The sequence below is a fragment of the Streptomyces sp. PA03-3a genome (genome assembly GCF_033792735.1).
Lineage (GTDB): Bacteria > Actinomycetota > Actinomycetes > Streptomycetales > Streptomycetaceae > Actinacidiphila.
In genome coordinates, this window is record NZ_JARAVM010000008.1 from 144,450 (window position 1) to 168,183 (window position 23,734).

Annotated in this window: 14 protein-coding genes; 1 reads left to right on the forward strand and 13 read right to left on the reverse strand. The window is 66.1% G+C overall.

Going from position 1 to position 23,734, the window contains the following annotated elements; translation table 11 throughout:
* Positions 1-8 precede the first annotated feature (8 nt).
* The 8 genes from PV342_RS12310 to PV342_RS12345 all read right to left on the reverse strand — a co-directional run bounded on the left by PV342_RS12310 (position 9) and on the right by PV342_RS12345 (position 12,414).
* The gene (locus PV342_RS12310; RefSeq protein WP_500316949.1) at positions 9-1,739 is read right to left on the reverse strand and encodes a hypothetical protein; all 1,731 of its coding nucleotides are present in this window, start codon (positions 1,737-1,739) and stop codon (positions 9-11) included.
* Positions 1,736-4,906, reverse strand: a complete 3,171-nt coding sequence (locus PV342_RS12315) for a hypothetical protein (RefSeq protein WP_500316950.1) — start codon at positions 4,904-4,906, stop codon at positions 1,736-1,738. Before PV342_RS12315 ends, PV342_RS12310 begins: the two co-directional genes overlap by 4 nt.
* A 198-nt stretch (positions 4,907-5,104) precedes the next feature.
* Positions 5,105-5,803 carry a DUF8548 family protein gene (locus PV342_RS12320; protein ID WP_500316951.1) on the reverse strand — a complete coding sequence of 233 codons (699 nt, stop codon included), beginning with the start codon at positions 5,801-5,803 and terminating at the stop codon, positions 5,105-5,107.
* A 172-nt stretch (positions 5,804-5,975) separates the two neighbouring features.
* Positions 5,976-8,045, reverse strand: a complete 2,070-nt coding sequence (locus PV342_RS12325) for an Hsp70 family protein (RefSeq protein ID WP_500316953.1) — start codon at positions 8,043-8,045, stop codon at positions 5,976-5,978.
* Positions 8,042-8,515 (reverse strand): hypothetical protein, encoded by a 474-nt coding sequence (locus PV342_RS12330; RefSeq protein ID WP_500316955.1) that lies wholly within the window; start codon positions 8,513-8,515, stop codon positions 8,042-8,044. Before PV342_RS12330 ends, PV342_RS12325 begins: the two co-directional genes overlap by 4 nt.
* Positions 8,516-8,728: 213 nt before the next feature.
* Positions 8,729-10,417 carry a hypothetical protein gene (locus PV342_RS12335; protein WP_500317154.1) on the reverse strand — a complete coding sequence of 563 codons (1,689 nt, stop codon included), beginning with the start codon at positions 10,415-10,417 and terminating at the stop codon, positions 8,729-8,731.
* A 342-nt stretch (positions 10,418-10,759) separates the two neighbouring features.
* A complete protein-coding gene (locus PV342_RS12340) occupies positions 10,760-10,975 on the reverse strand; it encodes a hypothetical protein (protein ID WP_500316957.1) in 216 nt (71 codons plus the stop codon).
* A 200-nt stretch (positions 10,976-11,175) separates the two neighbouring features.
* Positions 11,176-12,414 carry an IS701 family transposase gene (locus tag PV342_RS12345; protein ID WP_500316959.1) on the reverse strand — a complete coding sequence of 413 codons (1,239 nt, stop codon included), beginning with the start codon at positions 12,412-12,414 and terminating at the stop codon, positions 11,176-11,178.
* A 170-nt stretch (positions 12,415-12,584) separates the two neighbouring features.
* On the opposite strand from PV342_RS12345, the gene PV342_RS12350 reads away from it, so the two are divergent.
* Positions 12,585-13,091, forward strand: coding sequence for a hypothetical protein (locus PV342_RS12350; protein WP_365224240.1), 507 nt, complete (start codon positions 12,585-12,587; stop codon positions 13,089-13,091).
* 154 nt (positions 13,092-13,245) lie between these two features.
* Here the strand turns inward: PV342_RS12350 and PV342_RS12355 are convergent, their stop codons facing one another.
* From PV342_RS12355 to PV342_RS12375, 5 genes are all read right to left on the reverse strand, one after another.
* The gene (locus tag PV342_RS12355; RefSeq protein ID WP_500316961.1) at positions 13,246-15,339 is read right to left on the reverse strand and encodes a DUF262 domain-containing protein; all 2,094 of its coding nucleotides are present in this window, start codon (positions 15,337-15,339) and stop codon (positions 13,246-13,248) included.
* Positions 15,340-15,464: 125 nt separating this feature from the next.
* A complete protein-coding gene (locus tag PV342_RS12360; protein WP_500316963.1) occupies positions 15,465-17,069 on the reverse strand; it encodes a serine/threonine-protein kinase in 1,605 nt (534 codons plus the stop codon).
* Between the two features lie 168 nt (positions 17,070-17,237).
* Positions 17,238-20,441: a type I restriction endonuclease subunit R gene (locus PV342_RS12365; protein WP_500316965.1), complete on the reverse strand. Its 3,204-nt coding sequence runs from the start codon at positions 20,439-20,441 to the stop codon at positions 17,238-17,240.
* A 2-nt stretch (positions 20,442-20,443) separates the two neighbouring features.
* The gene (locus PV342_RS12370; RefSeq protein ID WP_500316966.1) at positions 20,444-21,373 is read right to left on the reverse strand and encodes a restriction endonuclease subunit S; all 930 of its coding nucleotides are present in this window, start codon (positions 21,371-21,373) and stop codon (positions 20,444-20,446) included.
* Between the two features lie 284 nt (positions 21,374-21,657).
* On the reverse strand, positions 21,658-23,667 hold the full coding sequence (locus tag PV342_RS12375) for a type I restriction-modification system subunit M (protein WP_500316967.1): 2,010 nt from the start codon (positions 23,665-23,667) through the stop codon (positions 21,658-21,660).
* Between the last annotated feature and the right edge of the window lie 67 nt (positions 23,668-23,734).

Genomic DNA, 23,734 nt, shown 5'->3' on the forward strand with positions numbered 1-23,734 from the left:
GTCGTGCCTCACCGCTGGTCCGGTCGCGGGTCCCAGGCCGCGATCGTCTGTAGGTCGTTGTAGTAGCCGCGCAGAAGAAGCAGCCTGCGCACCTCACGTGACTGTATGCCCAGCGGTATCGTCGCGAGCTCCAAGGCCAGCTGGACGGGCAGCGTGGCAAGCACGTCCCGCCGGTAGGCGCAGTAGCGGGCGGCTGTCGAGAGCGCCTCGACCCCGCTCCCCGTCACCGCCCCTGCCAGGCCTATCGCCGTTCCCGCCTCGGCATAGCCGGCTGCGACGCCGTAGAGACTCTCCGCCATGAGCAGGAGATCGACTGCGAGTACTGCGCCGCTGACGGCTGCGCTGGCTGGCGGGATCCAGATCATGGCGAGGGAAACGAGCGCCGCGAGTGTCCGCAGGTTCTTCATCAATGACGCCCGGGACTGTGCGTCGATTGCCCGCTCCATGAGGTGATCGCCCAGTTCGACGAGGTACCAGGTGCCGACCGCGTAAAGGAAGGAGGTGCGGGGCACGCGGTGGTCGAGCAGGTCGGCCCAGAGGGGTTCGACGACGAGGCCCACAAATTCGGGCTCCGACTCGAACCGAGCGGCTGCCTGCCGGACTGCGTGGCGCTCGAACCCCTCGCCTGGGATATTCAGCCGTGCCACGACGTCTGGCGGAATCGGATCGCTGCCGCCGCCCACGCCTGCGAGCGAGGAGACCCATCGCGGACCGGACGGTGGCTGGTGGGCCTGGACCGATGACTTAACCTCCTGGAGAATTTCGCCGAGCGCCTGGGTCATCCGCGGCGGCTCCCATTGCCGTTGCATCACGGGCAGCAGGAGCAACAGGGCCGGCGCGTTCGCCACGAACTGCTCCTGCACGGTCCGAAGTACCGCCTCAGCCTCTGCCACGAGGCCCTTGAGCTGTTCGACCCTCTTGGCGGCTGCTTGGGTCTTCGGGCTGTCCCGGGGGGGGAGCTTGCTGAGGCGCACCCGGTGGAAGTCGTCCATGCGCTTTGCACCCAGGAGTGCGCTCTCCGCCTCGGTGAGCGAGTTCACCAGGTTGTCCAGTTGGTCTCGATGTCCGACCAACTCGAGCATGGCTGCGTGGTATGTCTTCTCCAGGTCGGTGTTGGACGCCCGGTACACCACGATGACGTGCGGGCTCGGGAATGCGACTATCGGGGGCGGTGGGATCTCCAACTTCTTGGAAGTGATGCCGAGGTCATCCCGTAGCTGGTCGAGTTTGGTCAGGACGTCGTCCAGGTTGGAGCTGACCTGAAGGGCGACCCGTGCCTCCAGGTCGACAAGGCATTGGGCAACGACGATCCCGACGGCGTTCCGGGTGATGCGAAAGAACTTCCAGGCGGCCACCCATGGGGCGATCACGGTCCCGCCGGACAGGTCCTCGTGCGCCACAGACACATGTTCCCGGATGGAATGCTCGACGGCTGCGACGCCGTCCCAGCCGCAGGCGGCGTAGATGTCGAGGAGCCGCCCGGCGAGACTTCCGTCGATCACCACCGGTTCGTCGTCGAACGGCACGGTCACCTGCAGGATTTGGCCGCCGACCACGTTCGCAAAGTCCTGGGCCGCAACGAGGTAGGCGCCCCGGACCCGGCGCCACGTCACGACTGCGGTGTCCCCTTCGGTTTCCGCTCGGCTCACCGGCTCGGCGGCCTCAAGGCGGCGCAGGAAGTCACCCTGCTGGGGGCGGCGCTCCGCTGTGAGCTCCAGGAACGCTGGCCGGGCCGTCATTCGTCTCCGACCTCTACCTTCGCGGTTTTCTCTCCGGCGGTCGGAGTCTCGGCGTCCGGTGTCCCGTGGTTGCCGCCTTCCTTCTCCTCCTGTGTCTTTCGTTCCGCTTCGAGGTCGGGCAGCAGGGTGGTGCTGGCGTGCAGATAGACGAGGGTGGTCGGGACGATGAACGTCCATGGCTCGCCCTCGGGCACGCCGCCGTCCCGGTCGTCGACAGACTGCTCCCGTACCTCCTCGAAAAGCGGGACGAATAGATTGTCGTCGATGACTGGTGGTTCACACGCGCCCTGCCACGGCTGGCGTGTCAAGAGATAGTGGTGGACGGCGCATTCGTACCCCGGGGTGACGGACAGCAGTACTCGGGCCATCCCGGCTCGCAGGAATGCCGAGAAGGTCGGGTCGAGGCCGTCTACGCGGCTCATCAACGACAGCCAGTGCTTTCGCTGCGCCCAGTAGTACGGGTAGAAGAGGTATGAGATCCGCTCCCACTCGAAAGCCTGTTCAATGAACTGCACGAGGAACGCATTGGTCCGGGTATTGGCGAGGTTGGCGGCCGGAAGCCGGGTGGGCAGCGGGGATGTGACGAAGCCGGCTGTCGTGCGCTTCGGTTTCCCGTCGTCGTTCTGGCCCTGTTCCTCATCCGTTGGACGGATAAGGGCGTCGTGCACCTCGAATCGAGTCACGTCGAGGTCGACCTGCAGCTCGTCCATGGCAGGGGTTTTCGGCAGCAGGTCGTCGGACTGGTCGGTGTCGAACTCGCAGGTGATGGCGGAGATGCAGGCGCGTTTGATCTCCTCGTCCATGAGCGCGCGGTTCGTTGCGTCGCTGGAGCCCTGGATAAGGTCCACCAGCCGCAAACCCGCCAGTTCCGAGAGCCTGTTGCGGTAGGTCGACAGTTCGGCCTCGTACGCGAGCCGCGCCTCCTTGTTGACCTGCGTGACCCGCTCGCGTTCGACGTTCGCGACCACCTCGTAGACCTTCTGCTGCCAGGCCTCGCGCCCGGCCGACCCGAGACGCAGGCGTGCCGAGGCGATGAGTCCGTAGTTGCCCACGCGGCGGAATCCGAACGCGAACGAGATCGTCTCCGAGGTGAGTGGGAGCGGGCCACCCTCGGGCGCGGGTAGGTTTCCCTCGAACTTCTCCGGGAGGTACCAGTACTCGTGGACGTGGTCGAGCACCTTGCAGGAGACCCCGTTCACCGTCACAGTGAAGCGATTGGCGTTGTCCTGCCCGTTGTAGTCGATGTGCCCCTCGACCCAAACCCTCTCCAGGTCGTAGCCGATGATGCCCCTGACCTCGCAGGTCTTCGTCACCGCGTGCCAGTCGTTCTGCAGCGACACGCTGTTGCCCGAGATGTAGCCGTTGCCGGCGTCGCCAGTAAGCGCGACCGTCATCGTCTCCGCCGGGATGGGCAGCCCGGAAAGGTCGTAGACCTTCGCCAGCTCCCGGTACTTCTCCACTGTGATATCGGAGGCGCCAAAGCCTAGGTCGAGCCTCTTCTCCTGCGGCTCCCGCGGCGGCTGCGGTACGTCAAGTTCGGCCTCGAACCCGAGGAGCCGTCCCGTGACCCATAAAGCCGCCGGTTCTGGGATGGCAAATTCGTACATGGTTCGGCGGCCGTAGTTGTAGACCTGGGCCTCATACTTCTTGTCGAGCCAGCGATAGATACCGCTGATGTGCTCGCCCTCTTCGTTCTCGAACTCCTGCCGGTTATGCTCCACCGTCTCGAAGAGCTTGGTTGTGGACCGCGTGGAGGTAGTCTTCGTCTCGACCCGCTCAACGGCCTTGGTGACCACGTCCCGGGCGAAGTTCTGTGCGGTTTTGATGTGGTTTTCCGAGGAGCGGTTGTAGGCAAACCCGCCCCCGGCGCTCGCCGTCACCCGTTGCGTGAAAATTTTCCCACTCGTCGTGACGTTGGCGTTGGCATTGACATTCAACATAGTCTTGATGACCGTGTCGGCCTCGCTCTTGAGCTCGAACCGGTCGGTCGTCTGGTTCTCGGTCGTGCCGTCCTCGGTGCGCGAGCCGGTCAGCTGGAAGAGCTCCTCGGTCCGCTCCTTGCGGCGGTGGTTGCGCCCGCGGGACTCGCCCTTCATCACGTTGTGAATGTGCGATATCTCGCCGGGGAGGTACGCCACGAGCTTCTGGCGGACGATCTTGAGGTCGCCGACGCCGATCGGGCGGATCCGGTTGAACGGCCGCAGGTACCAGAACAGCCGGGCGAAGACTTGGTGCATCGTGACGGGTACGCGCAGCAGCTCGGCCAGGTCGTCCCGCGAGCCGACGAGGGGGAAACCGGCTGGCGCCGTCTTAAGGTCCCAGCCGGCCAGTGCAGGCCACATGACCTCGGCCCGCTGCAGTGCCGCCCGGTCCTCCGGCAAGAGCGGGTCCTGGTCCGCCGCCGCAGACACCTTGCCGGTCAGCCGACGGACCAACGCGTCAAGGGCGACGATCTGGACGGCGTGCAGCGCGCGCAGCGCCTCCATCAGCGAGTCGAGGTTAATCTCGGTGAACCGTGTGCAGACGTAGTCGACATAAAGGGCGTCGTAGAGCAGGGATTGCGCACGGCCCCATCGTTCCGAGAGGCTGTCACCGCCGAGCACGTATCGCTCCGGCGACACCCCCAGCGCGACTGTCAAGCGCTGGTCGAGCGCGTGCACATCGTCGTCACTCTCGACGGCCCACAGCACCCGCTGTACCTCGTGCAGGGGCCCGACAACATCCTGTTGCTGCAGGCGTTCCAGGCGGTCCTGGAGGAGGTAGAGGATATCGTCCATCCGTAGGTAGGCGCCGTCCTCAAGCTCCTCGACGGTAACCGCGGGCACCTCCGGCTCCACCGGCAGTCCCGGGGGAGGCGGGGCAGGCGGCGCAACGCCGAGCGGCCGTCGGGCGATCATGAACGTGGCCAGCGACTCCTTGAGCGCGGCCAGGGCACCCTCCTGGTCCGCACCGTTCCAGGCCGTGACCGCGTCAACGACCACCTTCGCAACGGACGACTTGCCGACGAGGCTGCGCAGGTCGGCTTCGCCCGCGACGTGGAAGACGTCGCGTTGAGGCTCGAGCCGCCAGTCCGCTACGTATCTCAGCCTTTGCCGCAGCGGAGCGAGCGTATTGGGTGCCCGCACCATCATGAAGTCGAAAACTGCGCTCTCACCGGACTCGGCCACGGTTTCCCCCTCCGTCGGGGACCCGGCGTCGATCCCCCCAGGCGGGGATTTTCCTGGAACGACCGGAAAACATCAATAGGCCCTCCCGTGAGGCCTCTGCGCCACGGTCTGATCGCACAGCTCGATCCAGGGCATGCCGCCGGGGCCGCCGCGGCGGCTTTGTCTTGAGGGGGAGGAACCGCGACTCCAGGAAGTGAACTACTTTCCCGTGCTGCGCTGGTTGAGCCAGATGGCGTGATCCAGTTCCCAGGGAGTGCAGCTGATGATCTGCGCTGCAGCAGTCAGCAGTGTGCGGGCCTCAGGCACGCGCATCGGACGCTTCAAAACGTGGGCGAGCCAGTTCAGGACCATACGGTCCGGCTTGATGCCCGTGTTGTCGCCAGCAAGCATCCATAGGTAGCTGAGCCGGACCCCGTGGGCGCCATGGCCCGGCACCTGGGCCAGCGCCTTCTCAACCTTGGCGAGGCGATTTTCGTCGGCCAGCAGCTTCTCGACGTCGATGAGGAGATTCACGCCGTGGTCCACGAGGATCCGCGCGTATTCCATGGCCGCCTCGGCCTTAAGGATCCCGCCCCTCGGAGACGTGCGTCCACGGTTGTCGAGGACGGCGGCCAGGGCGTCCATGTCCGCAGCACACTGCGCGAACAGGGACAGCGGCTCCTCACCACCGGGGTGCTCGGTGCCGCGCGGGTACAGCCGGTGCTCAAGGCCCACATGGTCGGCGTATCTGCGGCACACGTTCACGACGCCTGAGTAATGGGCGTTGATCGAAAAGACGGCGTCGAGCACGCACAGTGAAAGATGAGCCCACCGCTTCAGCCCGGACTCCGGTCCGCACCGGATGATGTCCAGCCTCTTGGCGGCTATGACGACCGCCTTGATGTCCTGTTCCTCCACGTGCTCCCCCTGATCATTTGTTGTGGCGTCTTCGTGTGATCGGCATCGTGTAGGCGGTCTGCGGTGGGCCTTCCCCCCCCTCGGGCTGACATAGCGCAATTCGCTGTCTTGGCCCGGACTGGTGAACCCCCGTAGCGAGTGTCACAGTCCGCGCCTCGCTACCTCGAGCGCGTCACCTCGGCCGAGCGGCCGCTGCCGGATTCGGTACACGCCGGTTGAAGACCCACACTCCCTGGGAGTGAGTGGCCCCTAGGACCCGCCCCGCCTCCAGGAGCCATGGGTTCGCCTTCTGGAACGGTGCAAAGTTGTCATTGGAGACGATGACCCCGCCGACCTCCTCGGCAATGCTGATCACCAGCGCGTCGCCACGGCCTTCGGTCCCGGCGGGGGGCTGCACGACCTCTCCGCCGGCAATGGCAGCTTCCACCCTGGGGCGCTCGTCGACAGACACGTCGTGGCGCAGAGTGGCGTCGACCACCACGTGAATGTCACGGTGGGGGTGCTTGAGCCGCAATGACCGGATAGCCGCCTCCAGCGCCGCGAAACTGGGCTTTCCGCCCGCTGTACGTGGGGGTCGGCCGTTCCAGGCGAGGTTGGAGCCGTCCACGATGAGCGGGGGAGTCGCCACGCCCTTATGGGCCGATCGGGCTGAGGACTGCGGCGGGCCAGGCTTGGGTACTCCGCCCCTCTGGACGGCGGGGTTGGCTTGCTGCGGATGGGTCGGGGTGGAGGCGGGCCGGGCGGACGGGGCGAGGGCGAGGAGGCGCTCGAGTTCCTTCTTCACCTCCGGCAGGACGTTTCCGTCTCCGAACACCTTCACCTCTCCTTCGAGGACGGGTTCCCCGGTCTTCTGAAGGGTCGCCTTGACGGTCAGCAGACCTTCTTTGCTGTAGGTGTACTCCAGGTCGAAGACGCCGTCCTCGACTGTGCAATGCCGCGGGTACGTCAGGATGAGGTCGGTCAGTTTGACATTGTCCGGGTGGTCCACAGCGCGGTCTGGGTCTCCCTCCCAGACTTCTACGGTCAGCTGGGAGATGTTGTCCCTGGTCGGCTCGTACGACTTCACGCGCTGTTGGGGCAGTCGCTGGTTCCGGTCGATGAGGGCGCTGAATCGTCGCTTGCCGTCGCGGTCCGTGGTGATCGTGCCGAGGGCGTGGGTGTTGACCACGCGGATGATGCTCTTCAGGTCGCCGTTCATGGCGGCCGCGCTGATCGCTGCTCCTTCGGCCACCGCGGTCATGGGGTTGCACATTGCGGTGTCGACGAGTTCGCAGCCGAGCGCCTCGGAGACGGCGGTGCGTACCGCGGGGATCTGGCTGCTGCCACCGATCATCAGTACCGCAGTGAGTTTGCTCGGATCCATCCGAGCCTGCATCAGGCATTCCTCAACCGGGTCGAGCGCACGGGTGATGAGGTCCTGGATGGCCTCGGAGAACTCGTCCTGCCCAATCTCGACGTGCACGCCGTCAGGTGTCTGGACGGCGACCGACTCCTGGTTGGAGAGCAGGATTTTGGCGCGCTCGATGTCGAGGGCGAACATGCGCTTCTCTGAGTCGCTCCAGCGCCCGCGAGCGGGCGCCCGGTCGAGAACCATGCGGCGTAGCCGGGCGTCGATCTCCAGTCCGCCCAGACGGTTGACACCTCGGCTTGCCTTCTCGTCGAAGAAGCCGTCGTCGTGCAAGAGAAGGGTGGCGTCCATCGTGCCGCCGCCCCAGTCGAAGACCAGGAACTCGCCATTGACCTTCAGCGCATGGGCGTAGGCGATCGCAGCTGCCGTCGGTTCGTTCAGCAGAGTGCGGACCTTGATCCCGGCGGCCCGGGCAGCCTCCCGCGTGCGGAATCGTGCCGCACCGGTCGCATTGGCGGGTACGGTGATGACGGCCTCGCGGATCTCGGTGGCGGCTTCCTCCTCTGCAGCCCTGGCGATGGCGTGGAAGACGCCGGCTGCGGCGGTGGTAGCGGCGAACCGTTGGCCGCCTAGATCGACGAACGGTTCTTCACGCAGCATCCGCTTACACGCCTCGACGGCCTGTTCGGAACGAAGTTTCGCCTCCCAGCCGAACAGCGTGCCCGGCCGCAGGGAGCTCGTGCCGACGACCGACGGGTAGAGCAGTTCGAAGCCCCTGCGCCCCCAGTTGGCGTCCAGGCCCTGCCCACCGATCTCCAGGATTTCGATGTATTCGCCGTTCCATTGGGCGGCAACGGAGTTTGTGGTCCCGAAGTCGATCCCGGCTGCCGTCATGCTTCCTCCCCCCACTTCATGCCCGCGGGGCTGGCAACACGCCGCAGTTGTCCCGCAAGGATGACTTTCCCTGTCATTTCGTCGACGTACGCCGGGCTCAGCAGTTCAAAGGCGTCTCCCTCGCCTTCGGTCACCACGAACCGGTCGCTTTCTTCCGGCTCTGTCACTCGTAGCAGCCGCAGTTCTCGGAGATGCGCCGTCATCGCCCCGTTGACAGCTTCGCGGCTGTCGCCGGCTCGGGACCAGAGCAGCGCGTCGATCTCGGCGAGTCGTCCGGCGAACTGGGCACGCGTACGGAATTCGTCCAGGACCGCCCTGCGCACGGCCATAGCAAGCGCCCCGGACGGGGGCGCCTCGTCGGCTCCGGCAGCCTCCAGTGCCTTCGGTACGCGTTCCGTCACTCCCTTGATCACTGTCATCGCGTCGATCGGATCGGGGCAGACGGGAGCTTCGGCGACGCTGGTGCTCACCGACTGGGCCGAAGTATCGGAGCTGCGTTCTCTACGGCGCTTCAGTCCACCGGGTTTGTGTGGTGCCTCCGAGCCCCTTGCACCGGGTTGTGTCTGTCCGCAAGCGGGGCACGGACGGTGCGGGCGCTCTCTCTTGGGAGTCTTTTTCTTGGGAGGCATCAGGCCTGCTTCGTTCGATACGGGCAGTTGGTCGTGACATGGACGCCGGTGTGGTTATTGCGTGGAACTGTGACGGTCGAGCCGTGGAGCGGTGGTCCTGAAATCGTTGAGGAGTTCGACCGCGGCGCGAACACGGATGGCTTCCAGTTCGTTGCCGCTCGTCACCGGAGAACGACGCGGCAAGGCTTCAACCGGAGGCACGAGATGCCGCGGCACCTGTGCGGCCATGACGTACTGCGACCGGTCAAGTGGCAACTGGTAGAAGACGTCCCAGCCGGCCTCATCATGCAGCGCCCCACGGATGCGCTCCTCGGCCCAGTTCAGAGCGGACTGGGCCCTGGCATCGCCCTCGCGCTGGCGGAATATCTCCCTACAACGTTCCTCCCACGACTCAGCACCGTGGTCGAGGCCGATCTCGAAGAAGGGGTTACTGAATGGACCGCGCTGGTTCCGCCTCGTCCCCCTCCAAGCCCGCAGGAGCCGCAGGTTGCGTTCGGCGACAGGACCCTGCTCGGCGGCCCTCTCGGCGTACTCCTCAGCGGAGTCGAGCAGTCTGTCCCGTCCGGCGGCCGACTCGGCCCGCTCGCTCTGTTCCACGGCTGCGTACGCTGCGATGGCGTGTCCCTCGTGAACCAACTCCGCGGGGACCTTCCGGCCACTGCCGCCACGGGTCAGGGAGTGCGCCTGCCGTGCAGCCGCATCCATCTCGCCCGCCTTGATCAGGTCGTACGCCCGATTTACGGCGACGAGCGCGTAGAAAGGACTGCGTCCGGCGTCGACAAGCTCCCGCGGTTTCCACAGTGCGGCCATCAGACGCCAGAGGCCGCGGTCCTCGCCCATGCTCGGCGGCCACTGTCCGGACAGGGCACCGGACTTGAGGTCACGCAATTCGATTTGCTGGGCTCGCGGGAGAACCGCGTCGAGTGCATCAACGGCCGCTGTGTCGCCGTCGATGACGACGTCGTACAGGAGGTCCCAGACGTCGTCCGGTTCCTGTCGGGTGAGCGTCTCACCCGACAGGAAGGACTGTCGGCGCAGATAGGCCTGCCAGTCGAGCCGTCCGGCCTCCTGTTTGGTGATCTTCTCGGGAGCGAGGCGCGCGCGCAGGTAGAGACGTTCCTCGTCGCCGCGTACTTTCCAGGGCGCGTCCTCGGCCAGCAGGCCACCGTGGTCGATCAGGTCGTCGATGACGGTCAGGGGGGCCCAGGTGAGGAGTTCGTCCAGAAAGCGGTTGAGTATGGGGACCGCACCGCGGGTGGCGGCGGTCGCGAAGAGGGAGAAGGCGGGGCCGCCTGTGACCGCGTGGGAACGCTTGCTGACGAGATCTAGGCCGGGCGCGGTCGAACACAGCAGTCGGCAGCGTTCCGAGCCTGCCTCGTTGAGCCATCGCACCCCGTTTTCCCAGAGGTTGCGCATGTGGCCGAGGACCGACGCCGGCGCCAGGTGGCTCAGCCCGGTGCGGACCGCCAGCAGCAAGTCCTCGCGGTCTGGATCCCCGGCGAGCGCCCGAGTGAGCACCAACCGTTCGGCCTCAGGCATGCCGGCGACGGCCACCGTTTCAGTGAGCATGGCAAGCACGGCTTCGACGGCCTCGCTGCCGCCGACACCGAGCCAACGCCATTTGCGTTGGACGAAACCACTCACGCCCGAGGGCTCCTGGCTGTCCCGGCGCTCACGTGCTCGTGCTAGGCGCTCTCGTTCAGCGGCGATCGCTGCTTGCCGGGCGGCGACCGGGTCCGTCATGTCGTACACGCCCGTCAGATTATCCGTGCGGTCTGACAAACCAAATGGTCTCGTACGTATCGTGACCTTGGAAGACGTGTGGTTCGGACCTACGGCCTGAGTGCCGCGGAAGAGGTTATCCCGCTGACGACGAGTTGGTGCCCATGCTTGCTCCTGCCACGCAGGGCTTCTTGTTCGGTGCGGGCCTCGACCTCGGCCACATAGAGGATCGGGTGGGTCGTTCGCTCCTTCTCCACGTTGACCGCCCTGCTGGAGTGGAACCCCGGGGGGTGCAGTCCGGGCGGTGGTAGTTGCGTCTCGGGTCGGTGGTGATGAGGCGCTACTCGATGACGATCGTGGCCCTCACTGCTCGATGACGCGGTACTGAACGGGTCGGTCCTGCACCTTGACCAGCAGGCCGGCTTCGGCGAGGCGCCGGTAGGTTCTGCGCACATGCTTCTCGTCCGGGGTGTATCCGGCATCGCGCAGGACGGTCAAGCCGCGGGTGGTGTCCCACAGGCCGCCGAGCGTGCGAATTGAATTCTCCAGACTGCCGCTCTGAGTAGATTCGTCGCTCATGGACGCATCTCCCTGCTCGTGGTACTCGCGGATGGGGTTGCGGGCGTGGTCGTCATTAGACGGCGATGGCTTCGTGGCAACCTTCGCTCTGACAACGAAACACCCCGACGGAACCTTACGGAGCCGGCGGGGTGTTTCTGAGACCCCTCCTGCGAAAGGAGAGACCCGTAGCCTAGTACTCCAGCCGTAGATCGTGATCTTCAGGGTTGTTGGGCGGTCCGCCGCTGGTAGTGGCAGGCGCGGGCCCGGGCCTGGTGGCGTCGTCGCCACTCGGACCAACGGAGCCTGTGGATGACTGTGTGGACGGTCTGGGCGACGAGTGTGGTGAACAGGTGCTGGATCTCGTTGCAGGTCAGCGGGACCAGGTCGTCCGGAGGTGGCTCCTGCGCACGTTCGTCGGCGGTGGCTGCGGCAAGGAAGGCGTGGGCGAGCATCGCGAGGGTGACCCAGCGGTACCAGGATGTCCAGCGCCTGACCTGGTGTTCGTCGAGCCCGGCCAGGCCCTTGCTGGACTGGAAGGTCTCCTCGACTGTCCATCTGCGTCCTGCCACTTTCACAAGGGCGGACAGCGGCACTCTTGCCGCCGAGTAGCAGCGGTAGAAGGCGAGTTCTCCGGTGCGCCGGTTTCGGCGGACGAGTAGATGGCGGTGGCCGGGCCGGTCGTCGGCGATGTCGGCCAGGGCCCAGTCGTAGAAGCGGTGCCCTTTCGCTCCGGCGCCGACGGAGAGCTTCTGCCAGGCTCGCTTCGGCAGCTTCTTGACCAGGACGTCGGCGCGAAACTTGCCCGCGCGGGTAGTGATCTGGTGGTCGCAGGCGACGGCGAGGACATAGCCGACCTGCCGTCCCTCCAGCGCGGTCCGTAGATGGGGGTTGCCTCCGTAGACCTCGTCACCGGCTACCCAGGACGCGGGGACGCCGGCGTCCAGCGCACGGCCGATCATGCGTGCGGCGAGCGTGGGTTTCGTGGCGAAGCTGACGGTGTCAGGGATCCCGGCCGCACGGGAGCGGGCCGTGTCCTGGGCCCAGGAACGCGGAACGTACAGTTCCCGGTCGATCGCCGCGTGCCCCCTCGGGGTCGAGTAGGCGAGGTAGACGGCCACCTGACTGTTCTCGATGCGTCCGGCGGTGCCGGTGTATTGACGCTGCACGCCCACCGTGGCGGTGCCCTTCTTCAGGTCGCCGGTCTCATCGACGACCAGCACCGCGTCGTGGTGGTGCAGCTGCTCGACGACGAAGCCGCGGATGTCATCGCGGACCGCGTCGGCGTCCCACCTGGCCCTGGACAGCAGGTGCTGCATGCCGTCCGGGGTCGTGTCCCCGGCGTACTCGGCGAGCGTCCAGCAATTCTTGCGTGGCAGGTCCGACAGCAAACCGAGCACCAGCGCCCTCGCCCGGCGCCGCGGTTCCACCCGGGCAAACCGCCCCGCGATGCGGCCCATCAGGACCTCGAACCTGTCCTGCCACCGGGCAGGATCTATGCTGTGACCTGCGGCTACCGTCTGATCTTCTGTCTTCACACACCGATGATCACCGGTGGCCGCACCCATTCCCGGACCAGCCCCAGAGCCTCCGTAAGTCGCGTGATTTCTGGTTCTGAGAGGATCCTGGCGTGTTCAACTTCGGGATCGAAACCTACCGGCCTGATTGGCTGAACGGTCGCTCCGCGGTCGTGGCAGGCCACGGCCAGCAACTGCGTGCGCTCATCGGCCGTCCGTTGACCCATGCCTGGCTGGTCTGGGACGTTCAGGACAACGAGTGGTTCTCCGACTGCCCGGTCCTGCTCGATTTCACCGGAGAACAGGTTGAGATCAACCACCAAAAGTTCGACGACCTCTCGATCACCTGGAACACGGTGGACCCCCACCAGCCGGTCCTGTGGCCCGACTTCGATCTCCAGTGGCGCCACGACATGCGCGCCGAACTGGGCGCCCTCCAGGGCCAGATCCTCCAGGACGTAGAGCTCCTGGAGTGGACCGGGAGCGACATGGCCCAGGGAACAGTCGCCGTCAGCTTCCGCTTTCCCCACAGCCAACTGACCATCGCCAACGCCCTCGACGAGAATGGGCTGACCTTCGGGCCACCGGAGTCGCGCTACCAGCGTCACTCACTGCGCTAAAGCACCCGGCCCGAAACCGGGCGCCCTCACGCGTGCCGAAGCCCTGGGACCAGCCCCGATCGGCAGATCACGATCTACGGCTGGAGTACTAGCCGATCGGACCGGCCCATCCATAGAGGTTCCGCCACACACTCCGGCGCGGATACGGGACGGTTCAGTTGATCTTGCGTGCGGATAGAGGGCTCGAGCCGGGCACGGCCCGGATGCCGGGAACGTTGTCGGTGTGGAGCCTAGCGGCCACGGCACCCGCGCTGATTTCACCGGCCTCGTATTGGCTGGTGCGGATCGCCACGATCTGCGCCACCGTCAAGACGGTTCCGACGGGGAGACCAGCGAAGGCCTCTCGCATGTGCAGGGCGACGTCGCGGCGGGCTTGAGGGACCTTAACCGTCGCTGGCCTATCAGCGGAAATGGTCTCCCGCGCCACCATCCGGGGTGCCGGGAAGCCCGCAACCGAGGGCCCCGATGAGCCTCCCTCGGGGCGCTGCCACCGCCGGGAGAACACCTCGGAAAGGTGGTCGGCCCGGGCAAGGATGGCCTCCTCGTCCCACTGTGCAGGCAGGGAACGGTTCAATGACAACGCACTGTGCGACAGGATTTCGGGGCGCTTGTGCTCCCATGCGCAGTTGGAAACCGATGGGTTCAGTCTGCGGGTGAGTAGGGTCAGGTTTCCTATGGTGTGGAGGAGCGACTGCCTGCGCTCATGGGCGTCGACGCTTTCGCGGCTTCCGCCATTGGGAAGCGGCCAGTGTTCCACCCATGTCTGAGGAAGCAGGTGCTCGATCGTCAGCTCACCGTCATGTACGAGTCGCTCGGTCTTGCCCGAGTAAAGAGCGTTCTCCAACTCAGCCAGCAGCAGCCGCAACCGCGCGCGGGTGAGCTGCTTGTACAACGGCTGGGACCGGAAGACGTAGCGAATGTCGTGATCTCGAGGCCAGAACCCGGAGTCGGCATCCTGCCGAAGCAGGAAATCCGTCACGACCGTCGGGTCGTCCTTCGCTTTAAGTTCCTTGAGCAACTCCAGGAAGAGCCGGTTGTAGTTCTTCGTGGTCAGGCGGCATACGGTGCGTCGCACCAGGTAGGAGTCCAGGGCGGCCATCGCGCCGGCCCGGTCACTCTCGTCGAAGCGGGTCACCAGCCACAGCAGCACGGGCATGGCGGTGTTGGCGTCCAGGACTCCGACCGTGCGCAGGAACCGGCCCTCCAATGTGGCTGGCTGTTCCTCGTCTGTCAGTCGCCGGTAGGCCCCTGCCCGCTCGACCAGGCGCCGCATCAAGTCCACCAGACCTGTCTCAGCTTCCCCGACGTACCTGCGGAAGGTAAGGAACAGCTCGGGGGCCAGGACCTCTTCGGCGAGTTCGCTGGTCAGGTACTGCATGAGGAAGACATCCAGCCGCGGTCGCTTCAGTCTTCCCTGCCGGACCTCCTTGCGCCAGTCTGGCGTCTCCAGCTGCGCCCATAGGTTTCGGTAGAGCTCTTCCACCGGGAGCCCTTGCTCCTCCGCCTTCTGGAAGACCAGGTTTTTGACCAGGTCGGAGGCCTGCAATGGGGTACCGCGGTCGTTCAGAGCTTCGAAGATGACCTGGGCGTTGTCTTGGGGTTTGAGGTCGATGACGACCAACTCGAACTTGTCGCGGAGCACGCGCACCATGGCATCGAAGCCCTCGTCCAGTCTGTTCTCGTAGCTCAGCTCTCGCGCCCACTCGACGGTGCGGTCGCGGAAGAACCAGTACGCCTGGACGACCGCCGAGGCTCCCGGACTGGCGGGGACGTCCACGTCGACAGCCCGGCGCAGCTGTCCGTCCATGACCGCGCGGAACGATGCCCGGTCGATGTTGGTAGGCCACACCTTGTAGGCGGCGTGCGGGTCGTCGGTCATGTCATCGTCGTTGGCGGTCAGCTTGACGAGAGCGCGCACGTACCTGTCCTGGACATCGAGCTCCCGCGCGACGTCGCGAACTGAGGCGATAAGGACCTGCAGCGTGGTCAGTCGCTGCTGGCCGTCGATGACCTGCCTGGCGGGCATCGATCCGGTGGGCGTCAGCATCTGATCCAGCACTACAGCGCCAAGGAAGTGCGGATGGACTTCCTCGTCTGCCATCTTCCGGTGGACCAGGGCGGTGACGTCCTCCCACAGGGGGCGCCAGTTCCTATCCTCCGTCCAGACGTACGGTCTCTGGAAGACTGGCACGACGAGACGCCGGTCTGGCCCGAACAGGTCGCGCAGGGTCATCGACTTGGCTTCCATACTGTCCCTCGTCTTTCGTGTCCCAGCGTTCCCGCCGCTCGGTCGTCAGGTAGTGGCAGGCGAGGGAGACCAGGCGCTGCCAGTAAGTTGAGCACGCAGTCGCCCGCGGGGCAGGTTCATGACGGTCATGCCTCCGGTGCTCCCCCGTGGGTACCGTCCAGGGTGAGGTGGATCCGCGCCAGGGCCTCGGCGATCTCCACGGTTTCCTCGTCGTCGGGGCCGTAGACCACGCACATGTCGTCGTGGAGCGGTTCGAGCATCCGCCGGGCCTCGACGAGTCGTCCCTCGGACAGCTCCAGGAAGCCGATGGCTCGGCGTAGTTCGATCGCCTCGTCGCTGGCGTCGCTGTCCACGGCGCGCACCTGGCGGAGAACGGCCTCGAACTCTTGTAGGGCGACCGTGACCTGGCCCAGTTCGGCGCGGCAGTGCGCGGCCTGGGCGCGGCAGGAGCGCGCTTCTCCGCTGGTGGGTCCGGCGGTGCGGGAGAAGGCGCCGGCGAGTGCGTCGAACTCGGGCAGTGCCCGACGGTAGTCGCCGCCGAGGAAGTGGACCGCCGCCCGTTCCATGCGCAGCTCGAGCACCTCGCCGTTGTCGGAACCGAGTGTCAGGGCGGCCGGCTCGACAACACCGCTGAGGACCTCGGCGGCTTGAGTGAACCGCTCCTCCTTGAGCAGGGCGTTCGCCTGTGCGCGTGCTGCCCTGATGTCTTCGCGGATCCTGAGGGCCTGCGCCGGGGGCACCGGTGGGGCAGACAGGTCGGCGTGGGTGGGAGGGATGTGAGACGGCTGGGACCCGGGGCGGGCGCGGGGCGCGTACGGCTGCCGGTAGACCCCCGTGGGGTCGGGGGTGCCGGCGGGGCCGGCCTCGTCCGGCGCCGGGGCCTGGCCGGGAGGGGGCAGGAACGGCAGCAGCCGCTCGTACACCTCCTGGGCGTCGGCGGGCCGGCGCTCCGGACGCTTGCGGAGCAGGTGGAGGACGAGCTCTTCCAGTGCTTCCGGGACGTCGTCCCGCAGCCGGCGCAGCGGTACGGGCGCGGCCTCGACGTGCTGCCGCATCAGCTGGTACGCGTTGTCCCCGTCGAACAGGGGGCGGCCGCAGCACAGCTCGTGCAGGATGCAGCCGAGCGCGTACAGGTCGCTGCGCGGCGTGACCCGTCCTCCCTGGACCTGCTCGGGCGCCATGTACTGGCTGGTGCCGACCGGGCTCCCGGTCACGGTGATCCTGGTGACGTCCGTGCGCAGGACCGCGGCAATGCCGAAGTCGAGGACCTTCACCGTGCCGTCCTCGGCCACCAGGATGTTGGCGGGCTTGAGGTCCCGGTGCACGACCGGCACGGCGTGCGCATGGGACAGCACCGTGCACACCTGTGCCGCGACCGCGGCCGCCCAGGGCATCGGCAGCGGCTGCTGGGGGTCGATGTAGTCGCCGAGGGGAATCCCGTCGACGAGCTCCATCACCAGGTACAGCCGCTCGTGCGACTCGTTGAGCACGGCGTCGTAGACCTGCGGGACGCCGGGGTGCTGGATGCGTGCGGTGACGCGTGCCTCGCGCTTGAACCGCTTGGCGAATTCCTCCGCCATGGCGGGCGTGGCGATGGCGGCCTGGCGCACCAGTTTGACGGCTACGGGGCGGTCGAGCACCCGGTCGTAGCCGCGCCACACATCGCCCATGCCGCCGTTGCTGAGCGGCTGCACGAGTTCATAGCGATCGGAGATCACCTGTGACGGCACGCCCCCGCCTCCCCCTCCTAGGGCCTCGCCTGTCATGCGCCGGTGCGTCCTCGGTCCAAGACCGATGGCCTCGCCCGGGCGCACGGCCAGTGTGACGGCCGCGATGACCTCTCGTCCAGGCGGGGCCGGGCCGGGCAGCATCCCGCGCCCGCCCGGTCCCGCCCAGCGTCACGCCGCGCTGTCGTCGATGCCCTCTTCCTGACGGATCATGCGCCAGGCTGCGCGCCGGGCACTTCGGTTGAGCGAGCTCTTGAAGCTCTTGTCCGGGCCGAAGTACTGCCGGCCCAGCCCTGCGATGGTGTCGATGTGGTCGGCCATCTTGTCTTCGAAGACGTCGTCGAAGACCACCCCGAAGTTTTCCGGGTCGTTGTTGGCGACGGCCGCCAGTCGCACCTTCGGGTCGGCGACGGCTTCCTCGAACGGCCGGATCACGTCCTGCTCGGTGAAGTCCGTGCCGAACTTCTCGTTGAACCGCTCGATCAGCTCGGACAGCAGCGACTTCTCCGCTTCCTTCGCGCCGCCCGAACCGTCGCCGAAGCCCTGCATCGTCGTCGGCCCCTCGGAGGTGAGGGAGACGTCGTACTCGCCGGTCTTCTCCACCCGCATGTGGCTGAGGTCGACCTCGCCTATGTCGACGCCGCCGTCCGCGCGGCGCGGCAGCCGGTTGAGGAGGTAGCGGCCGTACAGGTGCAGCCGCTCCAGCTCGGCGTCCCGGTAGGGGACGATCTGCGCGAGGAAGCCGTACTTCCTGACGTAGTCGTTGAGGTCGGCGCGGAAGCCCTCCGCGGTGTCTTGGTCGTCTTCGTCGTCGCTTTCGAGCAGCGTGGTGAAGCGGGCGACGGCGGGTGAGAGCAGGCGGTACAGCTCGGCGTGCAGCTTTTCCCACTTGGACTGTGAACCGGCGGCCTTCTCCTTGGCGGCGAAGTAGGCGGCGGCGAAGTCGTCCATCTCCTGCCCGGACAGGATCGCAGCCTGCATGACCCGGCTCTGAGCGGTGTAGAGCAGGTTGGGGTCGGAGGGGAGGGTATTCGCCTCCTCGAAGTACGGGCGGAAGGAATCCTGTATGTCGTTCGCGTCGTTGACGAAGTCCAGTACAGCCAGGTCCGCCTGGGTCTTGCGTTCAGCGGTCCGGTTCAGCCGGGACAGGGTCTGGACTGCGGAGATGCCGGTCAGCGACTTGTTGACGTACATCGTCGTCAGCAGCGGCTGGTCGAACCCGGTCTGGTACTTCTCCGCCACGACCAGGATCCTGTACTCGCGCTGGCCCGCACCGCCGGCTCGGGCGGCCTTGTCGTCGGCGCGCGTGTACGCGAACGCCTTCGGCAGCGCGCTCTCCGACAGGCCGCCGTTCTCCTTCGGCTCGGTGGTCTCCTCGCCGTCGACGGTGAGCGAGCCGGAGAAGGCGACGAGGACACCCAGGTCGGGGTACTTGGTGTCGTAAGCCCGGTCCTTGATGTAGCTCTTGATGGCGCGCGCCATCTGCACGGCGGACTGCCGGGATGCGGTCACCACCATCGACTTGGCCCGCCCGCCGAGACGGCCCCGGCTGTGCGCCACGAAGTGCTCCACGATCACCTGCGCGTGCTGAGCGACCGTCGAGTCATGGGTCAGCGCATACCGGGCGAGCAGGCCGTTCGCCTTCGACGGGTCGACCTCCCGCTCGTCGGGGTTCTGGTTAACCAGCTTCCAGTACGTGTTGTACGTGACGTAGTTCCGCAGCGGGTCGAGGATGAACCCCTCCTCGATCGCCTGCCGCATCGAGTACGTGTGGAAGGGCCGGTAGGTCGCCTTGCCGTCGATGTCCTGGAGCGTGCCAAAGAGTTCGAGGGTCTTGGCCTTCGGCGTGGCGGTGAACGCGAAGTAGGAGAGGTTCGCGGCGCGGGAACGCTGCTCGGCCCTCTTCTTGAGCTGCTCGTCGACGGTCGCGGCCTCGGCCTTGACCGTGGTCGCGCCGGCGTCGTCCGAGTCGGAGTCCAGGCCTAGGTCACGTAGGGCAGACCGTACGGCGGTGGCGGCGTCACCAGACTGCGAGGAGTGCGCCTCGTCCACGATGATCGCGAAGCGGCTGCCCTGAATATCGGTGGGGTTGCGCTGGAGGTAGTCCAGCAGTGCGGGGAAGGAATGCAGGGTGACGGTGACGATCTTCCCGGTGTCGCGGGAGAGGGCCTTGGCGAGCTGCTCGCCCTTCGCCCCGTGCTTCTCGTCGATCTTCACGACGAGGCCCGCGGTCTGCTCGAAATTGCCGACCGTTTCACGGAGCTGGGCGTCCAGGTTGCGGCGGTCGGTGATGACGATGACCTTGTCGAACACCGGCACACCCGGCTTGAGGCCCTTGGCCACGGCCTCAGCGTCGAGCTCCGACGGGTCGGTGGGGGTGTGCAGGTCACTGAGGCGGTGCGCGAGCCAGCCGATGGTGTTCGACTTCCCAGAGCCGGCCGAGGCCATGACCAGGTAGTCGTGGCCAGCGCCATGGGTGGCGGCGTGCGCCGTGAGCTTCTTGACCGCGTCCCACTGCTGGAACCGGGGGAAGACCATCGTCTTCGTCGTCCCGCCACCGGGCGTCTTGCTCTTGTGCAGGTGCACGAACCGCTGGAGCAGGTCCAGCCAGTTGTCCGGCTGCCAGACCTGCTCCCACAGGTAGGAGGTCGCGTACGTGCCGAAGGCGGTCGGGGCCGGATTCCCGGCGCCGCCCGGCTGACCGGGACCGTTGGAGCCGGTGTTGAAGGGCAGGAATCGGGTGTTCTTGCCCTTGAGCTGGGTGGCGACGAAGACCAGGTCCGGGTCCACGGCGAAGTTCGCGACGACCCGGCGCGTGAAGATCAGCTCGGTGGGGTCCCGGTCGGTGCGGTACTGCTCCTTGGCGTGCTCCACCCCCTGCTTGGTCAGCGGGTTCTTCAACTCGGCCGTGGCGACCGGGATTCCGTTGAGGAAGAGGGTGAGGTCGAGCCGGTTGCCCCAGTCGGCCTGCTTCGTCGCGTACTCGAGTTCGCGGACGACGGTGAGGCGGTTGGCCCGGTATCCGTCGAGCACAGAGTCGTGGGCGACCAGGTTCGGTCTGAAGTACGCGACGCGGAGGAGGACACCTCGATCCTTGACACCGTTGCGGAGGACATCGAGGAGGCCGTTGGTGGCGATGGCCTGGTCGAGGCGGGCGGCGAACCCTCGCTGCGCCCCGTTCGGGTCGCCGCCGTAGACGGTGAGAAGCTCACTCCACTCGTCGGGCTGGGTCGCGCCAATGAAGGTGAACAACTCATCAGCGTCCAAGCCGAGATCAGTCTGGTAGTCCTGCGGGCGCGCCTCGCGCCAGCCGCGCTCGACCATGGCGGCGACGATGGCGTCACCGAAAGCAGACTCCGTGTGGATGGGGCTCATGGCTACGCGCTCACTCCGTCCGTTACGTTGCGCCCGCTGGCAGTGGAGACGTCGAACTGGCCGGTCACGGCGGCGGTGATCAGGGCCTGGCGGCGTTCGGCGAGCAGGCTGAGCTGGCGACGTAGTGACTCTGCGAGCCGGTTTCCCCTGGCCTGCTCCGCGGAGATCCACTCGACCAGCTCACGCTGCTGGTCCTCAGGCGGTACGGGAACGAGTACGCCGTTCATCCCATCCTGGGTGATTTTTTCACGCGTGGAGCCACTCATACACAGTTCACGATCGAAAACATTGAGGATCTCCGCAAGGAGCCGCCCGTCGATCCCGATCGGCCGCAAGACGTGCGCATGGTTATTGACCCAAATCTTCCCTTCAACGAAGAAGGAAACCTCAAGATTCGGATTACCCAGTTGGGCGCCGTCCTCACCGAACAGCACCAATGGCTCATCGAATAGGTAGTCATCGACGTGATCGACCACCCGACTTGCCCCATAGTAGGGGTATGGGCCTTGACGCGAGGATCGTTCTTGGGCGCTCAAAGGAATTCGTCGCCCGTCGAGACATTGTGTGATGTATCGCAGTGGCACAAGAGACCAGTCGATGGGACGCTTCGGCAGCCAACCCAGATCAGTGGTCTCGGTCTGCGCGCCCCGGAGCCCACTCATCAGCACCTCACGCACCAGACTGAACCTCCGCTGCTCGAGGAGGCGCAACTGCAGTTCGCGCTTGCCAGCCAGGAGATCCAGATGGGACGTCTCAGCATCGAGGAAGTCGGCGATGCGGCGCTGCTCCTCCAGCGGGGGTACAGGCATCGAAAGGTCCTGGAAGGCCTCAATGTCAATTGCCTGACCTTGCCGGATCCCCTGGGTGATATTCGCGAGATGGGAGATGAGCAGGCTGGATCGGAAATAGTGCTTGAAGAATCGCGGATCCAAGTCGTCTGCTGACCGCAGAACCGTGTATGCCGGACTCACGATACCCCGCACCGCGGAGTGCGAAATCCCGTGTTGGAAGGACCGTAGGCCGATAACGAAGTCGTCTGGTTCAACGAGCTTGTAGTTACTGACGTTGGAATCCGGGTTCCACACTGAGAAGTCTAGGTCGCTTCGCAGACTGACGCCGTCTTTGGTTGCAGAGGCCAAGGGGGCGTCAGCGTCTCGTACGTCGCGACGCGAGAAGGAGAAGCGAGCTCGGCGAGTCGGCCACTTGACAGGAAACGTCATTCGGTCACCTCAACCAGCAGCGACTGAATCTCCGCCTCCAGCGACTTCAGCTCCGCGTCGATCTCCGCCAGTGGCCTCGGCGGCTTGTACACGTAGAAGTGCCGCGTGAACGGGATCTCGTAGCCGATCTTCGTCTTCGTGTGGTCGATCCACGCGTCCGGGGCGTGCGGCAGCACCTCGCGCTTGAGGTAGTCCTCGACGTCCTCGCCGAGCGAAACGTTCTCGTAGTTCCTCAGGTCCGCGTCCGGCTCCGGCGCGCCCTTGACTTTCTGGACCTCGCCCTCCGGGTCCCGGACGCCAATCGTCTCCCGTACCGCCTTCGCGAACGGCGCTCCCGGCGGCCAGGTCAGGCCGGCCGCGACCACTGCGTCCTTAAGTGCGATGAACGCCTCAGACTTCGTCGTCCACGTTGAGCCGAGCAGAGTACGCACCGCCGCGACGAACGCCACGTTCCGCTCCAGCGTCGCCACCGGCTTGGCCTCAGCCAGCGCCGCCAACGTCTCCTCGGTGACCTCGAAGCGGAGCTTCAGGGGGCGTTCGACGGTGATGCGCTGGTATCCGAAGTCCTCGTTGGCGAAGATCTTGACCTTGCCGTGCAGCGGGTGCTCGGGGTCCTTCGCGACCTGCAGGGCCTCCGCGTATAGGCGGGTGATGTCGGCGATGTGGTCGGGGCCGCCGTTCGTTCCGTCGCCGAGCTCCTTGCGCTTGTCGCCGAGCGACCTGCGCATCTTCTGCCACTGGTCGCGCGCGTCCAGGAGGACGACCTTGCCCTTGTGGTCGGCGTCCTTGCGGTTGGTGAGGATCCAGAAGTACGTGGAGATGCCAGTGTTGTAGAAGAGCTGGTCCGGGAGGGCGACGATCGCCTCCAGCCAGTCGTTCTCCAGGATCCAGCGGCGGATGTTGGACTCGCCGGACTCGGCCGCGCCCGTGAACAGCGGGGAGCCGTTGAAGACGACGGCGATGCGGGAGCCACCCCCGCCGTTCACGTCCACCGGCTTCATCTTCGAGAGCATGTGTTGGAGGAAAAGCAGCGAGCCGTCGCTGATGCGCGGCAGGCCTGCGCCGAAGCGGCCGGCGTCGCCGAGCGACTTGTGCTCGTACTCGACCTCGTCCTTGACCTTCTTCCACTCCACGCCGAACGGCGGGTTGGCGAGGATGTAGTCGAACGTGCGGCGGGCGTGGCCGTCGTCGGAGAAGGAGTTGCCGAAGGCGATGTTGTCCGGGTCCTGGCCCTTGATCATGAGGTCGGACCGGCAGATCGCCCAGGACTCGGGGTTGAGTTCCTGGCCGTACACCTCGACCGTCGCGTCCGGGTTGAGCGCCATGATGCGGTCGTCGGCGGCGCTGAGCATGCCGCCCGTGCCGCAGGCCGGGTCCATGACCGTGCGGACGACACCTGGCAGGCTGAGGGCGTCCGCGTCGGGCGCCACCAGCAGGTTGACCATCAGTTTGATGACCTCACGCGGGGTGAAGTGTTCACCCGCGGTCTCGTTCGATTGCTCGGCGAAGCGGCGGATCAGCTCCTCGAAGATGTAGCCCATGTTGTGGTTGGGCACGACAACGGGGTGCAGGTCGAGGTCGGTGAACTTGCCGATGACCTGGTAGAGCAGGTTCGCGCCGTCGAGCTTCCTGACCTGCTGGGCGAACTCGTACTTGTCGAGGACCTCGCGAGCGTTGTCGGAGAAGGCGCCGACATAGATCTGCAGGTTCTTCGCCGCGCTCTGCGGGTCGGCCGCGATCTTCCGCAGCGTGAGCTCGGTCTTGTTGTAGAAGGAGTGGCCCGACGCCTTTCGCAGGAAGCGGTCGGTGTCGATGTCCTGGCTGGCGAAGCGGGCCACCGTCTCGACGACCTTGTCCCGTGTGGGTTCCAGGACGCATTCCAGGCGTCGCAGCACGGTGAACGGCAGGATTACCTTGCCGTAGTCGGACTGCTTGTAGTCGCCGCGCAGGAGGTCGGCGACGGACCAGGCGTGGTTCGCCAGTTCCGTGTGCTTGCTTCTGTTCAAGGTTCCCCGAGTTCCTTCCGGGCCGTCCCGCCGCGCGTGGGGGCGGGTACGGTCGAGTGTGGTGGAT

Bases quoted from the DNA above. Each gene is read 5' to 3' on its own strand.
- PV342_RS12310 (WP_500316949.1), bottom strand. From the start codon at position 1,739: ATGACGGCCCGGCCAGCGTTCCTGGAGCTCACAGCGGAGCGCCGCCCC.
- PV342_RS12325 (WP_500316953.1), bottom strand. From the start codon at position 8,045: ATGACGGCAGCCGGGATCGACTTCGGGACCACAAACTCCGTTGCCGCC.
- PV342_RS12335 (WP_500317154.1), bottom strand. From the start codon at position 10,417: ATGACGGACCCGGTCGCCGCCCGGCAAGCAGCGATCGCCGCTGAACGA.
- PV342_RS12340 (WP_500316957.1), bottom strand. From the start codon at position 10,975: ATGAGCGACGAATCTACTCAGAGCGGCAGTCTGGAGAATTCAATTCGC.
- PV342_RS12345 (WP_500316959.1), bottom strand. From the start codon at position 12,414: ATGGGCCGCATCGCGGGGCGGTTTGCCCGGGTGGAACCGCGGCGCCGG.
- PV342_RS12355 (WP_500316961.1), bottom strand. From the start codon at position 15,339: ATGGAAGCCAAGTCGATGACCCTGCGCGACCTGTTCGGGCCAGACCGG.
- PV342_RS12365 (WP_500316965.1), bottom strand. From the start codon at position 20,441: ATGAGCCCCATCCACACGGAGTCTGCTTTCGGTGACGCCATCGTCGCC.